Origin of the sequence: Bradyrhizobium sp. 153 (genome assembly GCF_023073835.1) — a bacterium.
Lineage (GTDB): Bacteria > Pseudomonadota > Alphaproteobacteria > Rhizobiales > Xanthobacteraceae > Bradyrhizobium.
This window is the reverse complement of the sequence record NZ_JADPKH010000083.1, coordinates 173,614-188,109: the sequence shown is the minus strand read 5'-3', so window position 1 is coordinate 188,109 and position 14,496 is coordinate 173,614. Positions and strand designations below refer to the sequence as shown.

Genomic DNA, 14,496 nt, shown 5'->3' with positions numbered 1-14,496 from the left:
TTGCGAATCCCGGGATGTGAAGCCGTTCACAAGCCGCGAGGCTTTTTTGCCGAGCGCGTCAGTTCCGCGCCGCAGCACGACCGAGTCGCCGCGCCGGACGCGCCGGTTCCGACGCCGCGCGCATGATCCAGCGGCGAAACGCGGCGAAGTCGCGTTGCTCGGTCTGGAAGCTGCGATAGAGCAGGTACCAGCGCATGCCTTTGGGCACCGAGAGATCGAACGGCGCCACCAGCCGTCCGGCGGCGAGATCGTCGTCAATATAGGGTCGAATGCCCATGGCAACGCCGAGTCCGTCCGCGGCGGCCTGCAGCGCCTGACCGTAGAACTGGAACTCGGGCCCGCGCGCGTTGATGCGCGCCAGGTTCGCGGCCTTGAGCCAGAGCGGCCAGTCCTCCGGCGAATGCGCGACGCGGATCAGGCTCGGTCCCCTGAGATCCGCCGGCCGCTTCAGGCCGCTCGCAAGGCGCGGCACGCAGACCGGCGTGAGGTCGCCCGCGAACAGCGGCTCGGCGACGAGGCCGGGCCAGTCGCCGGTGCCGAGCTTGATGCCGCAGCTCCAGTCCTCGCCGAACGGCACCGAGGCGCCGCCGGTGGTGAAGCGCACCTCGATGTCGGGCTCCTCGCTGCGAAACTCCGACAGGCGCGGGATCAGCCAGCGCATCGCAAAGGTGTGGCCGACGCCGATGGTGAGCACGCGCACGCTGGAGGGCGCCGTCACCTGCGCGGTGAGGCGCGCCAGCGCATCGAAGATCGGCGTCAGCCCGCTTTGATAGGCGCGGCCGGCCTGCGTCAGCACGAGCTTGTTGGCCTTGCGCTCGAACAGCGCGAGGCCGAGGCGCTCCTCCAGCAGATGCACCATGCGGCTGACGGCAGCGGCCGACACGTTCAGCTCGAGCCCGGCCGCGGCAAAGCTGCCGGTCCGCGCCGCCGCCTCGAATGCCTTGATGCCGTTGAGAAACAGCAGCCGCCGCAAATGCCCGACCCTCAGGAAAGCTGATGCCAGGCCAAGATAACTCAGTTTGCACGTGGGGGGCAAGCGAGGCACAAGAACGAGTGTAATTCTAAGTTGATTTCGGGCAGCCGCAGCGCTCTTCGCTTCTCGCCGCAAGCGAGGCGAGGCAGCGCCAGCAGCCTGCGTCCCTTACCTATGTTGAGGAGAATCCTTTCGTGGCGCCCATCGTGATCGCTGCCCTTGGCATGCTGATGGTCGCCACCGCGTTCCTGTCCGGGCTGTTCGGCATGGCGGGCGGGCTGATCCTGATCGGCGTGTTGCTGGCATTGATGCCGCTGCCGGCGGCCATGGTGCTGCATGCGATCACGCAGATGGCCTCGAACGGCTGGCGTGCGTTTTTGTGGCGCGCGCATATCCGCTGGCGCCCGGTCGCGAACTATCTCGCCGGCTGCGCGGTCGCGCTCGCGGCCTGGTCGCTCACGCGCTACGTTCCGGACAAGCCGGTCGCGCTGCTGCTGCTCGGTATCACGCCGTTCATGGCGCGGCTGCTGCCGTCAAACATCAAGCCCAACCCCGACAGCGTCTGGCAGGGCTCGGTCTACGGCTCGATCTGCATGGGCTTGATGCTGATGACCGGCGTCTCCGGCCCGCTGCTCGACACCTTCTTCCTCGGCGGCGATTTCGGCCGGCGCGAGAAGGTGGCGACCAAGGCGATGTGCCAGCTGGTCAGCCATTTCACCAAGCTGGTCTATTTCGGCGGCATCATCGACCAGGCGGCGAGCCTCGATCCCGTCCTCGCCGGCGTCGCGATCGCAGCATCGATGCTCGGCACCACACTGGCGCGCCGCATCCTTGAAGCCATGACCGACCAGCAATTCGTAGCCTGGTCGAACAAGCTGATCACCACCATCGCCTGCTACTACATCGCCTATGGCGGCTGGCTCCTGCTGCGTACGGAGGTCGCGGTCGCCTTCGACAAGGGAGGTTTGCGATGAGCGAGACCGCCGATCCGCTGGTGCTGGATTTCGTCGAATGGGTCGCACGCGAGCCGCGCGCCTATGCCGAGGTGATCGCGACCTGGAAGACCTCGTGCCCGCGCCTTACCATCTGGGAAGACGCCACTGAGCGCGGCTATGTCGCGCGGAAGATGGTGCCGGGAATCGGGCTGATCATCGCAGTGACGGAAGGCGGCGAGAAGCTGCTGCGGACGAACCGGCGGTGATGCGCACTTCCGTCTCGACATCGCCATTGCGAGCGTAAGCGAAGCAATTCAGAATGTCTCTGCCGCGCAGCCTGGATTGCTTCGCGGAGCCTGTCATCGGGTCGCGCTTCGCGCGGCACCGTTGGCTCGCCATGACGGAGCAAGCGGAGGCCTCTCATGTCACTCAAACTCTACGAACTCGTCGGCACCGACGCAGCGCGCCCGTTCAGCCCGTATTGCTGGCGCACGCGGATGGCGCTCGCGCATAAGGAGCTGACGGCGGAATCGCTGCCCTGGCGCTTCACCGAGAAGAGCGCGCTTGCGCCGCATGGCTCCGAGAAAGTCCCGGTGCTGCTGCATCACGGCAAGCCCGTGGTCGATTCGTGGACCATCGCGAATTATCTCGAAGACAGTTTTCCGGATCGTGCATCGTTGTTCGGCGGCGAGGGCGGTCGCGCGATGGCGCGCATGATCAATACCTTCGGCGACATCGCCATCGTCGGCGGCATCTTTCCGTTGATCGTCGCCGACATCCCGAAGAACCTCGCCGAGGTCGACGCCGCCTATTTCCGCCAGTCGCGCGAGGCACGCTTCGGCGGCAAGTCGCTGGAACAGGTCATGGCCAGCCGCGACACCGGCGTGATCGCGTTCCGCAAGTCGCTGGAGGTGATGCGGCAGACATTGAAGAAGCAGCCCTATCTGGGCGGCGCCGCTCCCAACTACGCCGACTATATCGTGTTCGGCGGTTTTCAATGGGCGCGGGTGGTGAGCCCGTTCAAGCTTCTGGAAGCCGATGATCCGGTTTATGCGTGGCGGGAAAAATTGCTCGACGCGTTCGACGGCATGGCGCGCAGGTCGCCGGGATTCGCGGTGTAGGGTAGGCTCCCTCCATCGTCGTCCTGGCGACGCCAGGGCCCATCTCGCGTGATCTATCGATCGTTTGCGGTACGGTACCGAACGGGGAATTTTCGTGGCGTGCTCGCCGGGGTAATGGGTCCTCCCGGCTCACGACACGGAAAACGTGGTCGGCTCTCGTGCCTAACGAGCAGCACTCGCCGCCGCCTGCCGCAAACATGCCCGGCACAAACAATCCTCGCCCTCGACTGGCATTGGCAGTCTTGCCGTCTCCTCCGCGCACCAGCAGCTGCCCGAGAGGTCGCAGCCAAACTCGGCGCCGCAGCGGGAGCAGGCGAGGCGCCGGGATTCTGGCAACGCAGATTCTTGCTGATTTGTCATGATTTACGTCGAAGCTAGGCCGTCATTTTCATGTCGGGTTCATTGGCCGCTGCGGTATATTATGCCTTGCGCACGGACTCGGAAAGCGGCTCCCGGCGCGCGAAGGACAGACCGATGGCCCGTGATTCGCAAGCCGCCCTCGTTGCGCTCAACCGCTTCGGCTTCGGCGCCCGCGGCGGCGCGTCCGGCGATCTCATCGATGCCGCCTCCGACCCGCGCGGTTTCGTCAAGGCAGAGCTCGCGCGTCCCAATGGCGTGCTGCTGGAAGCGCCGGGTCTGCAATCGACGCCGCAGCTCGGGCAGGCGGTGTTCGCCTATCAGGACGAGGTCAAGCAGGCGCGCGAGGCCGCCAAGGCCACGGCGGCCGCTGAAACGCCGACACAAGCGTCTGCCGATCAGAAGCCCGCCCTGCGCCGCAATCTCTCGCTGAACGCAGCCGCAAGCGAGGTCGCCGGCCAGATGGCGGATGCGAGACCAGCGGACAACGCGGCGAAGCCGGAGGCCATGCAGCCCAGCCCCGGCGCGCCGCCCGCCGCAAAGCCCGCGCCGCAGCCGCTCAACGTCATCCAGAAGACATTTCGCGCCGAGGCGCTGGCGCGGTTGCAGCGGGCCACCCTCGTCGAGTGCGGCTTCACCGAGCGACTCGTCGTGTTCTGGTCCAACCATTTCTGCATCTCCGCGAGCAAGGGCGAGCTGGCGCGGATCTGGGCCGGCGCGTTCGAGCGCGAGGCGATCAGGCCGCACGTACTCGGGCGTTTCGCCGACATGCTCAAGGCGGTCGAGCAGCATCCGGCGATGCTGTTCTTTCTCGATAACCAGCAATCGCTCGGACCGGATTCGCGTGCGGGGCAAAACCGCAAGCGCGGGCTGAACGAGAATCTGGCGCGCGAGATCATGGAGCTGCATACGCTCAGCGTCGGCGGCGGCTACACGCAGGACGATGTCACCTCGCTCGCGCGCATCATCACGGGCTGGACCTTCGCCGGCCGCCAGGGGCAGCTGGGGGCGCCCGGCTCCTTCGTGTTCAACGTCAATGCGCATCAGCCGGGGCCGCAGATCCTGCTCGGCAAGACCTACGGCCAGGCGGGCCTCGCGCAAGGCGAGGCCGCGCTCGCCGACCTCGCGCGCCATCCCTCGACCGCGAATTTCATCGCCACCAAGTTCGTCCGCCACTTCGTTGCCGATGATCCGCCGCCGTCTCTCGTTGCGCGGTTGCGCGACATCTTCGTCAAGACCGATGGCGACCTCAAGGCGCTTGCCATGGCGCTGGTCGATTCCGACGAAGCGTGGAAAGCGCCGCTGACCAAGATGCGCTCGCCTTACGATTTCCTGGTCGCGAGCGGCCGGCTGCTCGCGCGCGTGCCGGAAGATCCGAGCCGTTATCTCAATGGCCTCAACCTGCTCGGGCAACCGCTATGGTCGCCGGCCGGGCCCAACGGCTTTCCCGACACCAATGCAGCCTGGGCCGCACCCGAGGGCATGAAGCTCAGGCTCGATATCGCGGCGCAAATCGGCTCGCGGCTCGGCAACACCATCGATCCGCTCGACCTGCTGGAATTCGCCGCAGCCGATGCGGCCTCCATCGAGACGCGACGAACCATCGAGCGCGCGGAGTCGCGGCAGCAGGCGCTGGCGCTGCTGCTGATGTCGCCGGAAATGCAGCGGAGATGACGATGATCGACTGCGTCGAGAACCGGCTCCTCGCCTCGCGCCGCGGGCTCCTGCTCGGCGGCGCCTCTTTCGCGGCCTGGGCCTACCTGCCGAAATTCGCACGCGGCGCCGACGGGCACGATCCGCGCCTGGTCGTGGTGATCCTGCGCGGCGCGCTCGACGGGCTTTCGACCGTTGCCCCGATCGGCGACCCCGATTACGCCGGCCTGCACGGCTCGATCGCGCTCACGGCTGACGGCGCACACCCCGCGACCATGCTCGATAGCTTCTTTGCGCTGCATCCCGCCATGCCGGAGTTCGCACGCATGTACCGCGACAAGCACGCCGCGGTGATCCACGCCGTTGCAACACCGTATCGCGATCGCTCGCATTTCGACGGCCAGGACGTGCTCGAAAGCGGCTATGCCGGCCCGGGCCGGGTGCAGTCCGGTTGGCTCAATCGCGCGCTGGAAGTGCTACCGCGCGGCGAGCGGGTATCGAGCGGCCTCGCTGTCGGCCCGACCACGCCGCTGGTGCTGCGCGGCAATGCGCCGACCGTCGGCTGGGCGCCGGTCGCGCTGCCGCAGGCCGACGACGACACTGCAATGCGCCTCGTCGAGCTCTACCGCCATCGCGATCCCGTGCTGGCGACGGCCTTGGCGCAAGGCCTTCAGCTCGACAAGGCCGCAAGCGGCGACGACATGAAGCCGAAGGGCGGCAACGCAGCCGCGCAGATGCGCCAGGTGGCGCACGGCGCGGCAAGATTGATGGCGGCCGACGATGGTCCGCGCATCGCGGCGCTCGCCTTCGACGGCTGGGACACACACGCCAATGAAGGCGGGCCTGTGGGGCGTCTCGCCTTCCTGCTCGGCGGCCTCGACGGCGCGCTCGCCGAATTCGAAAGCGGGCTCGGCGAACGCTGGCGCGACGCGGTGGTCGTCGTCGCCACCGAGTTCGGCCGCACCGCGCGCATCAACGGCACTGACGGCACCGATCACGGCACGGGAACGATGGCGCTGCTCGCCGGCGGCGCGGTGAAGGCCGGCCGCGTCATCGCCGATTGGCCCGGCCTCAAGCTTGCCAACCTCCACGAAGGGCGCGACCTCAAGCCGACTACCGATCTGCGCTCCGTGATCAAGGGCGTGCTGCAAGGACAATTTGGCCTGTCCGATCGCGTGCTGGCGGAGACGGTGTTTCCAGACAGCGCCGCCGCAAAGCCGATGAAGGGGCTGGTGGCGTAATAACAGCCCGTCATTTCCGGGGCGCGTAGCGCGAACCCGGAATCGCAAAATGGATACCGGGCCCGCGCCTTGCCGCGCGCCCCGCAATGACGCGATAATGATGCGACATCAGGAGATCACCGCAATGTACATCGCCATGAACCGGTTCCGCGTCGCCAAGGGCTCCGAGGCCGCTTTCGAGCAGGTCTGGCTCACGCGCGACACTCATCTGGACACGGTGCCGGGCTTCGTCGAATTCCATCTGTTGAAGGGCCCCGAGCTCGAAGACCATACGCTCTACGCCTCGCACACGGTGTGGGCGAATTACGCGGCGTTCGAGGCGTGGACCAAGTCGGAGGCATTTCGCGCGGCGCATCACCGGGCTGGCGACAACAAGCCGCTCTATCTCGGCCATCCCCAGTTCGAAGGTTTTGAGGTGATGCAGACGGTCGGGCGCGGCGCGAAGTGACTGCCATAAAAAATGCGGCCCCTGTCAGACGCGGCGACTGACGGGGACCGCTTGGGGCGCTTGATCGGTGACGGGGGGCCTGACCAGACGCAGGTGCAGCGTAGTTCCGCTGTGTTACGCGCGGGTGACAGGCAGGAATTATCCACAGGCGCTGCCTGCGAAGATTAGAATATCTTGCGATAGACGATGAAGCCGGACCGCTCCGCGACCTTGTCGTACAGTCGCTGCGCGGTGACATTGGTCTCGTGCGTTTGCCAATAGACGCGCGGCGACCTCGCCAGTTTCGCCCGCTCATACACACCATAGATCAGCGCCGAGGCAACCCCCTTGCCGCGCGCGGCCTCGCGCGTGAACAAATCCTGCAAATAGCAGGACGGCTCGATCGCGGTGGTGCTGCGATGGAAGAGATAATGCGTCAGTCCGAGCAATTGGCCGTCGCTCTCGGCGACCAGCGCATGCACCGGCTCATAGGCGTCGAAGAAACGTTGCCACGTCATGCGCGTGATCTCTGGCGCGAGCGCGGTCGGGCCCGAACGGCCGTAGAAGGTGTTGTAGCCGTCCCACAGCGGCAGCCATTGTTCGTAATCCTGCTTCGTGACGGAGCGAATGGTGAGGGACATCTGAAATTCCTGGGCTCGGAGGATGCCAACGGCCGGTGAGGCATCCTTGATACGAGATTATCGCGCTGCCGATCAATCCTGCTGTCGCATCACTCTGCAAGGCGCAAAGAGCGGATCAGCCTTCGGTTCGCCGGATCGCGCAGCGAGCGGTAGTAGTCGGCACGCGCGGGCGCGTCGGTGTGGCGCACGAGATCGGTCACCGGCGTGTAGCTCAGCATGCGGCCGCCGTCGGGCAGCGCGGTGCAGACGAAACGCAGCACCTCGCCATTGCGCAAGGCGATGTTGATCGGCCTGGCATCGCCGATCCGCACCATCTCCATGCGCTGCGCGATGAAGGTGCCGAGCTCGTCCTCGGGCAGCTCGAACGCGCCGGTATCGCGGCCGTGATACATCAGCGCGATGAAGGGCGGCTTGCGGTCGGCGATCTGGTCGGGCACCGCAAAATAATCGCGGAACGCGCGGTTGATGAATTCGGCTCGGGTCTCGGCATCGAGCAGCACGACGCCGATATCGATCTGGTCGAGCGCGGCCGACAAGCGCGCGGCGGTAGCGTGGCTCTGGCGCTCGCCCGCGAACGTGCCGAGCAGCCGCTCGCGCATCAGGCCGGTGACGGCTGCGGTGCCGGCGGCCATGATTGCCAGCAGGCCGAGCCGGACCAGGTCTGCGATGCCGTATCCGGAGACGCCATGCTGGTTAAGGAAGAGCAGCGCAGCGCCGGCGACCGCGATGGCTGCGCTGGTCATGGCGGAGGCGAGACCCGACAGCGCACCGGCCAGCGCCACGATGCAGACCAACAGCGGCGCAGGGGAGGGAGTGGGGATGAAGTGATCGAACAGCATCGCCAGCAGCAGCGTCGCTGCCGTCAGCACCGGACCGGAGATCGCACGCCACCCGAGCCGCATGGGCCAGTCTCGCTCCTCCTGAACGAGGCAACGCAGCAACACTGGCTCATCGTTGCGCTGATGCGATGCGATTTCGCGCGGCGCGCTTAAGAGACCCTTGCCGCGGAGCGCAAATCTTTCGGATGATTTTAGACCAAGTGCGAGTGCCTGAGGCGCTGTTGCAGCGACGGTGCATTCAGCGTCGAGGTGCCCGAGCTCTTGCGCATGCCGGTGAAAATCAACAGCGACGCCGCGACCAGGATGGCCGCAGTCAGCGTGATTGCAACGACTACCACAGGTGACTTCATCGAGGTCCTGTCGCAATGCCGGTCGGCAAGGGCCACACGGCGGCTTGAAGGCTGGTCCAGGATGAAACGGGAATCAGATCGGCAGGCCCATTGCCATGGTCGCCTTGGTCGACATGACCGTCAGCGTGACGATCAGGCACAGCGAGAGCGCGGCGACGGCGAGCGAGGCCGCGACCGCATTGGTCAGCCGGGAAGACGCGACGGTGGCGGATCGGCCCTGGAAGCCTGCCGTGCCGGACGCCCGAGTCATGGGTCTAAATCCTTCAACACGCGAGCGAATCACCCGCGACGCGGGACAATTTCACCGTTTCAACGGGCAACATTGCGGCGGCCGTCGCGCCGAAAACGGCGAGATTGCGGCAAAGACGACCCTTGTGCCCGCTATTCGCCAGCGGGGACTAGCCTGTCAGGCGCCCACGGCGATGCTGGCGGGGTCGTCGACGTCGGCCGGGCGCCAGTCCATCGTGACGAAGCCGGGCGCAGATTCGACGCGCTTCAGCCAGTCCCGGATCGCCGGGAAGGTCGAAAGGTCGAAATCGCAGCGGTCGGCGAGGTGGGTGTAGCCGTAGAGCGCGATGTCGGCGACCGTCAGCTGGCGCGCGGCGAAATAGGCGTTGGTCTTGAGATGGTTCTCCATGACCTGGAGCGCGCCATAGCCGCGCTCCATCCAGTCCTCGAGCGAATGGGTCTGGAGATCGCGGCCGCCCTTGACCAGCGACAGCCAGAAATAGGCCGCGCCGATGTTGGGCTCGAGCGCGTGCTGCTCGAAGAACATCCATTGCAGCGCCTCGGCGCGGTCGATGCGGTTCTCTGGCGCGAGCGGCGTGCCGACGGCGACGTACCAGAGGATGGCGTTGGACTCGGCGAGATAGCGGTCGCCGCCGACCTCGAGCAGCGGCACCTGGCCCGACGGGTTCTTCGCCAGAAAGTCCGGCGTGCGGCTCTCGCCGCGCAGAATGTCGACCTCGATGGCTTCGTAAGGCACGTTGAGCAGCGCCAGCGCAAGGCGGACCTTGTAGCTGTTGCCGGAGCGCTGCATCGAATAGAGTTTGTACATTCTGGGAGTTCGTTTCCGAGGACGGGAAGGCGCGGCGCTGGCTGCCCTGCAGCGCGGCTAAACAATGATGCCGATGCGAATCCGCTGCAAGAGCCAGCCAATAGAAAAACTCGAAATCCCTACCGCACTGCAACGCCACGAAAGATCATTTCCGCGCGACCGCGCAAACGAGATCACGCTTGCGTTAGAGCACGGGCGCGTTGCGTCGGGCATTCGTGAGGTCGGCGACGATCGCATGCGATTTGGATGCAGCGCGCCGTCATGCCCGGGCTTGTCCGAGGCATCCACGTTCTTCGTGCGCGCGGCCAGGTGTAGATGGCTGGGACGCGGCTACGCCAAGGCTTCGCCATTTGGGCCGGCGAAACTTCAGACGACGGCAAGCGCGCCATGAGAAAACTTCGGCCGGAAGCGACAAATTGCTCCGAGGACAAGCCTTGCCGGATATGAGGGATTTGGCTGGCAAAGTTGCGGAACATTGCGGTAATCGCGCCTCGAAGCGCGGGAAATCCGTAAACTTCTTCGAGATCGGGCCGAAGTTTCTTGCGGTGCAGCGGCTCCCGTTTTAGGGTGGCTCATTCCCACAATCGGAGTCGTGAGGCGAAGGGCTTCACGACGCTTGTCAGGAGATGACGATGTCCTTCCTTGCCGCTGCGCTCGACCGTGTGAAGCCGTCCGCGACCATCGCGGTCACGGATAAAGCACGCGCGCTGAAAGCGGCGGGCCGCAACGTCATCGGCCTCGGCGCCGGCGAGCCCGATTTCGACACGCCCGCCAACATCAAACTGGCGGCGATCCGCGCTATCGAAGCCGGCAAGACCAAGTACACTGCGGTCGACGGCATTCCCGAGTTGAAGGAAGCCATCATCGCCAAGTTTCAGCGCGAGAACGGCGTCGTCTACAAGCCGAACCAGATCATCGTCGGCACAGGCGGCAAGCAGGTGCTCTACAACGCGCTGATGGCGACCATCAATCCGGGCGACGAGGTGATCATTCCCGCGCCCTATTGGGTCAGCTATCCCGAGATGGTGGCGCTCGCCGGTGGCGAGCCGGTACCGGTGGTCTGCACCGCTGCGACAGGCTTCAAGCTTCAGGCGGAGGCGCTGGAGCGCGCGATCACGCCGAAGACCAAATGGGTGATCCTGTGCTCGCCGTCGAACCCGACGGGAGCTGCCTACACCAAGTCCGAGCTGAAGGCGCTCACCGACGTGCTGCTCAGGCATCCCCACGTCTGGGTGATGACCGACGACATGTACGAGCATCTCGTCTATGACGACTTCCAGTTCACCACGGTCGCGCAGGTCGAGCCGAAACTCTACGACCGCACGCTCACCGTGAACGGCGTGTCGAAGGCCTATTGCATGACCGGCTGGCGCATCGGCTATGCCGGCGGCCCGGCGCAGCTGATCAAGGCGATGTCGACGATCCAGTCGCAGTCGACCTCGAACCCGTCGTCCATTGCGCAATGGGCTGCGGTCGAAGCGCTGAACGGTCCGCAGGACTTCATCCCAGCCAACAACAAGGTGTTCAAGGAGCGCCGCGATCTCGTCGTCTCCATGCTCAATCAGGCCAAAGGCATCGAGTGCCCGCGGCCGGAAGGGGCGTTCTACGTCTATCCGTCCTGCGCCGGCACGATCGGCAAGACCGCGCCGTCGGGCAAGGTGATCGACAATGACGAGACGTTCGTCACCGAGCTGCTGGAAACCGAAGGCGTCGCCGTGGTGCAGGGGTCGGCTTTCGGCCTGGGACCGGCGTTCCGCATCTCCTATGCGACCAAGACTTCGGACCTCGAAGACGCCTGCAAGCGCATCCAGCGCTTCTGCGGCAATCTGCGGTAAGCGCGCAGCAACGACGTGAAATCAAAGGGCCCGCGGTTAGTGGGCCCTTTTTCTGTCGCGTCCGCGCGAGCTGGCCCCACCACAACTATTGTGGCATAGACCATCATGCGGCGTGTGCCGCGCCTTCCTGCTCGCACCCCATCATCGCCGGAGACGTTTCATGCGCCGTTCGTTCCTCCTCTCCGGGCTCGCAGCGGCAAGCCTCGTTGTCTCCGTCGCTGCCGCCGGCGCGCAGCAGCGGATGGCACGGGTCGGCGTGCTCGAGTGCCGCGGCGGCGCCAGCGTCGGCTTCATCGTGGGATCGGTGACCCATCTCGGCTGCGTGCTGCGCGCCGATGGTCTACCCGACGACCGCTACGTCGCGACCATCCGCAAAGTTGGTCTCGACATCGGCATCACCCAGGAGACGGCGCTCGCCTGGGGCGTGTTCGCGCCGGTCGACCGGCTCGGCCCCGGCGATCTCTCCGGCAATTACGCCGGCGCGCAGGGCAGCGCCTCGGTCGGCGTCGGCCTTGGGGGCAACGTGCTGGTCGGCGGCTCCAACAATTCGATCGCCCTTCAGCCGCTCAGCGTGCAGGGCCAGGTCGGCCTCAACGTCGCCGCCGGTCTGGAGAGTCTGGAACTCCGTCCGGGCCGCTGATTGCCGTCAATTCTAACTGCACCGGCGGCGGCTCGCCTCCCCCGTCGCGGAGAGGTGGAACGCTCGGGCCGATAGTCGTACCAATCGTCAAGAGTTGAAGTCTTGATCGAGCCGACGACGCACCGCAGCGACGTTTGATGCTTGCCAAATCTCGGGGACGGGCAGAGCATCTGCGCTTGCCGACCCAATCATGGGCCGAGCTCCACAAAAAAGGAGGCGGCGAATGGGACAGGACGTCAGAAGTCCCCGAGGTCCACGGTGCATTGCGCTAGTGGGCCCATTCCAAAGCGGTAAAACCACGCTTCTCGAAGCAATCCTAGCGCGAACGGGCGCAATCCCCCGCGCCGGCAGCGTCGATGCCGGAACTTCTGTCGGTGACGCCACGCCCGAGGCCCGTCATCACAAGATGACCGTCGGCCTGACTGCCGCCACCACGACCTTCATGGGCGACAGCTACACCTTCCTCGACTGTCCCGGTTCCGTTGAATTCGCCTATGACATGCGCGCCGTGCTGCCTGCGGTCGACGCCGCGGTCGTGGTTTGCGAGGCCGACGAGAAGAAGCTGCCGCAGCTTCAGATCATCCTGCGCGAACTGGAAGAGCTGAAGATCCCGCGTTTCCTGTTCCTCAACAAGATCGATCGCGCCACCGAGCGCGTCCGCGAGAGCCTCGCAACGCTACAGCCCGCCTCACGCGTGCCGCTGGTACTGCGCCAGATCCCGATCTGGAAAAGCGAGCTGATCGAGGGCTTCGTCGATCTCGCGCTCGAGCGCGCCTTCATCTATCGCGAACACAAGGCCTCCGAGGTGATCGCGCTCGAAGGCGGCAATCTCGACCGCGAGAAAGAGGCCCGCTTCTCGATGCTGGAGAAGCTCGCCGATCACGACGATGCGCTGATGGAGCAGCTTCTCGAGGACATCCAGCCGCCGCGCGATGCCGTGTTCGACGATCTCGCCCGTGAATTGCGCGAAGGGCTGATCTGTCCGGTACTGCTGGGCGCCGCCGCGCGCGAAAACGGCGTGCTGCGCCTGATGAAGGCGCTGCGCCATGAGGCGCCGGGCGTCGCGGAGACCGCAAAACGTCTCGGCGTTCCCGAGACCAAGGATGCGCTCGGCTACGTCTTCAAGACGTTGCATTCGCAGCATGGCGGAAAATTGTCGCTGACGCGGCTGCTCGCCGGCCATCTCGACGACGGCGCCACGCTGCAATCCTCTTCCGGCGGCGCGGGGCGCATCTCCGGCATCCTCGCCGTCAATGGCGCCTACGACACCAAGCGTGCCTCGGCCGAAGCCGGCGACACCGTCGCGCTCGCCAAGCTCGATCCCGTGAAGACCGGCGACACTGTCTCGAGCGGCAAGACCCCGCCGGCTGCGCTCGTCACCGTGGAGCCGACGCCGCCGGTGCTCGCGATCTCGATCGCGGCGACCGATCGCAAGGACGACGTGAAGCTCGGCCAGGCGATGGCCCGCCTGCACGAGGAGGATCCATCGCTGGTGGTCGTGCAGAACGCCCGGACCCACGACACCGTGCTGTGGGGCCAGGGCGAAATGCATCTGCGGGTCGCCGGCGAGCGGCTGCGCGACCGCTTCGGCGTCAAGGTCACCTCGCACCCGCCCGCGATCGGTTATCAGGAGACCATCCGCAAGCCGATCGTCCAGCGTGGCCGCCACAAGAAGCAGTCCGGCGGTCACGGCCAGTTCGGCGACGTCGTGCTCGAAATCAGGCCGCTGCCGCGCGGCGATGGCTTCAAGTTCGCCGAAAAAGTGGTGGGCGGCGCGGTGCCGCGCAATTACATCCCCGCGGTGGAGGAAGGCGTCGTCGACGGATTGGCGCGCGGCCCGCTCGGCTTCCCTGTCACCGACGTGCAGGTGACGCTGACCGACGGCTCCTATCACAGCGTCGATTCCTCCGACCTCGCCTTCCGCACGGCGGCACGGATCGGGCTCAACGAGGGCCTGCCGCAATGCCAGCCGGTCTTGCTCGAGCCGATCCACATGGTCGAGATCGTCTGCCCGACCGATGCCACCGCCAAGATCAACGCGATCCTGTCGGCGCGGCGTGGCCAGATCCTCGGCTTCGACACCCGAGACGGCTGGAGCGGCTGGGACTGCGTCCGCGCCATGATGCCGGAAGCCGAGATCGGTGAGCTGATCGTCGAGCTGCGCTCGGCCACCGCCGGCGCCGGCAGCTTCACCCGCCAGTTCGACCACATGGCCGAAGTGACCGGCCGCGCCGCCGACCAGATCATCGCCGCTCATCAGCACGCGGCGTGATCTATTGGGGAAGCACAGTCCCCTTACCCTCTCCCCGCCCTTGCGCGGAGAGGGCGAGGGGAGACGCTGGCTTGTCAACCTTTATTGATTGCAGAGAGACAGACATGGGCAGCCCATGAAACCCTTGCGGTTGGCCCCGAATGATGTATTTTGCA

The 14,496-nt window shown here is 65.8% G+C and carries 16 protein-coding genes; 9 read left to right on the top strand and 7 right to left on the bottom strand.

Translation table 11 applies throughout. The features are described from left to right. Positions 1–58: 58 nt before the first annotated feature. The gene (locus tag IVA91_RS21495; protein WP_247277525.1) at positions 59–973 is read right to left on the bottom strand and encodes a LysR substrate-binding domain-containing protein; all 915 of its coding nucleotides are present in this window, start codon (positions 971–973) and stop codon (positions 59–61) included. A gap of 194 nt (positions 974–1,167) precedes the next feature. Here IVA91_RS21495 and IVA91_RS21490 point away from each other — a divergent pair, with 194 nt between their 5' ends. From IVA91_RS21490 to IVA91_RS21480, 3 genes are all read left to right on the top strand, one after another. Then, positions 1,168–1,947, top strand: coding sequence for a sulfite exporter TauE/SafE family protein (locus IVA91_RS21490; protein WP_247448716.1), 780 nt, complete (start codon positions 1,168–1,170; stop codon positions 1,945–1,947). Continuing rightward, the gene (locus IVA91_RS21485; protein WP_247277523.1) at positions 1,944–2,174 is read left to right on the top strand and encodes a hypothetical protein; all 231 of its coding nucleotides are present in this window, start codon (positions 1,944–1,946) and stop codon (positions 2,172–2,174) included. Before IVA91_RS21490 ends, IVA91_RS21485 begins: the two co-directional genes overlap by 4 nt. 156 nt (positions 2,175–2,330) lie before the next feature. Continuing rightward, positions 2,331–3,029 carry a glutathione S-transferase family protein gene (locus IVA91_RS21480; protein WP_247277522.1) on the top strand — a complete coding sequence of 233 codons (699 nt, stop codon included), beginning with the start codon at positions 2,331–2,333 and terminating at the stop codon, positions 3,027–3,029. A 162-nt stretch (positions 3,030–3,191) separates the two neighbouring features. Here the strand turns inward: IVA91_RS21480 and IVA91_RS21475 are convergent, their stop codons facing one another. Then, positions 3,192–3,389: a cysteine-rich CWC family protein gene (locus IVA91_RS21475; RefSeq protein ID WP_247277521.1), complete on the bottom strand. Its 198-nt coding sequence runs from the start codon at positions 3,387–3,389 to the stop codon at positions 3,192–3,194. A 114-nt stretch (positions 3,390–3,503) separates the two neighbouring features. Between IVA91_RS21475 and IVA91_RS21470 the strand changes: the two genes are divergently transcribed. The 3 genes from IVA91_RS21470 (at position 3,504) to IVA91_RS21460 (ending at position 6,728) form a co-directional block, all read left to right on the top strand. After that, a complete protein-coding gene (locus tag IVA91_RS21470) occupies positions 3,504–5,060 on the top strand; it encodes a DUF1800 family protein (RefSeq protein ID WP_247277520.1) in 1,557 nt (518 codons plus the stop codon). Continuing rightward, the gene (locus tag IVA91_RS21465; protein ID WP_247277519.1) at positions 5,057–6,280 is read left to right on the top strand and encodes a DUF1501 domain-containing protein; all 1,224 of its coding nucleotides are present in this window, start codon (positions 5,057–5,059) and stop codon (positions 6,278–6,280) included. The genes IVA91_RS21470 and IVA91_RS21465 overlap by 4 nt, the downstream gene beginning before the upstream one ends. A 124-nt stretch (positions 6,281–6,404) precedes the next feature. Then, the gene (locus tag IVA91_RS21460) at positions 6,405–6,728 is read left to right on the top strand and encodes an antibiotic biosynthesis monooxygenase (protein ID WP_247277752.1); all 324 of its coding nucleotides are present in this window, start codon (positions 6,405–6,407) and stop codon (positions 6,726–6,728) included. Between the two features lie 164 nt (positions 6,729–6,892). Here IVA91_RS21460 and IVA91_RS21455 read toward each other — a convergent pair whose 3' ends face one another. From IVA91_RS21455 to IVA91_RS21435, 5 genes are all read right to left on the bottom strand, one after another. Continuing rightward, positions 6,893–7,348 carry a GNAT family N-acetyltransferase gene (locus IVA91_RS21455; RefSeq protein ID WP_247277518.1) on the bottom strand — a complete coding sequence of 152 codons (456 nt, stop codon included), beginning with the start codon at positions 7,346–7,348 and terminating at the stop codon, positions 6,893–6,895. An 89-nt stretch (positions 7,349–7,437) separates the two neighbouring features. Then, on the bottom strand, positions 7,438–8,250 hold the full coding sequence (locus tag IVA91_RS21450) for a PAS-domain containing protein (RefSeq protein WP_247415006.1): 813 nt from the start codon (positions 8,248–8,250) through the stop codon (positions 7,438–7,440). A gap of 128 nt (positions 8,251–8,378) precedes the next feature. Next, positions 8,379–8,537, bottom strand: a complete 159-nt coding sequence (locus tag IVA91_RS21445) for a hypothetical protein (protein WP_247277516.1) — start codon at positions 8,535–8,537, stop codon at positions 8,379–8,381. Between the two features lie 73 nt (positions 8,538–8,610). Then, entirely contained in the window at positions 8,611–8,787 is a 177-nt protein-coding gene (locus tag IVA91_RS21440) for a hypothetical protein (RefSeq protein ID WP_247277515.1), read from the bottom strand. A gap of 156 nt (positions 8,788–8,943) precedes the next feature. Beyond that, positions 8,944–9,594, bottom strand: coding sequence for a glutathione S-transferase family protein (locus IVA91_RS21435; protein WP_247277514.1), 651 nt, complete (start codon positions 9,592–9,594; stop codon positions 8,944–8,946). Between the two features lie 632 nt (positions 9,595–10,226). On the opposite strand from IVA91_RS21435, the gene IVA91_RS21430 reads away from it, so the two are divergent. The 3 genes from IVA91_RS21430 to IVA91_RS21420 all read left to right on the top strand — a co-directional run bounded on the left by IVA91_RS21430 (position 10,227) and on the right by IVA91_RS21420 (position 14,341). After that, complete coding sequence (locus IVA91_RS21430) at positions 10,227–11,429, top strand: pyridoxal phosphate-dependent aminotransferase (RefSeq protein WP_247277513.1); 1,203 nt, start codon at positions 10,227–10,229, stop codon at positions 11,427–11,429. 160 nt (positions 11,430–11,589) lie between these two features. Then, complete coding sequence (locus IVA91_RS21425; RefSeq protein WP_247277512.1) at positions 11,590–12,069, top strand: DUF992 domain-containing protein; 480 nt, start codon at positions 11,590–11,592, stop codon at positions 12,067–12,069. Between the two features lie 223 nt (positions 12,070–12,292). Then, positions 12,293–14,341, top strand: coding sequence for an elongation factor G (locus tag IVA91_RS21420; protein ID WP_247277511.1), 2,049 nt, complete (start codon positions 12,293–12,295; stop codon positions 14,339–14,341). Positions 14,342–14,496 lie beyond the last annotated feature (155 nt).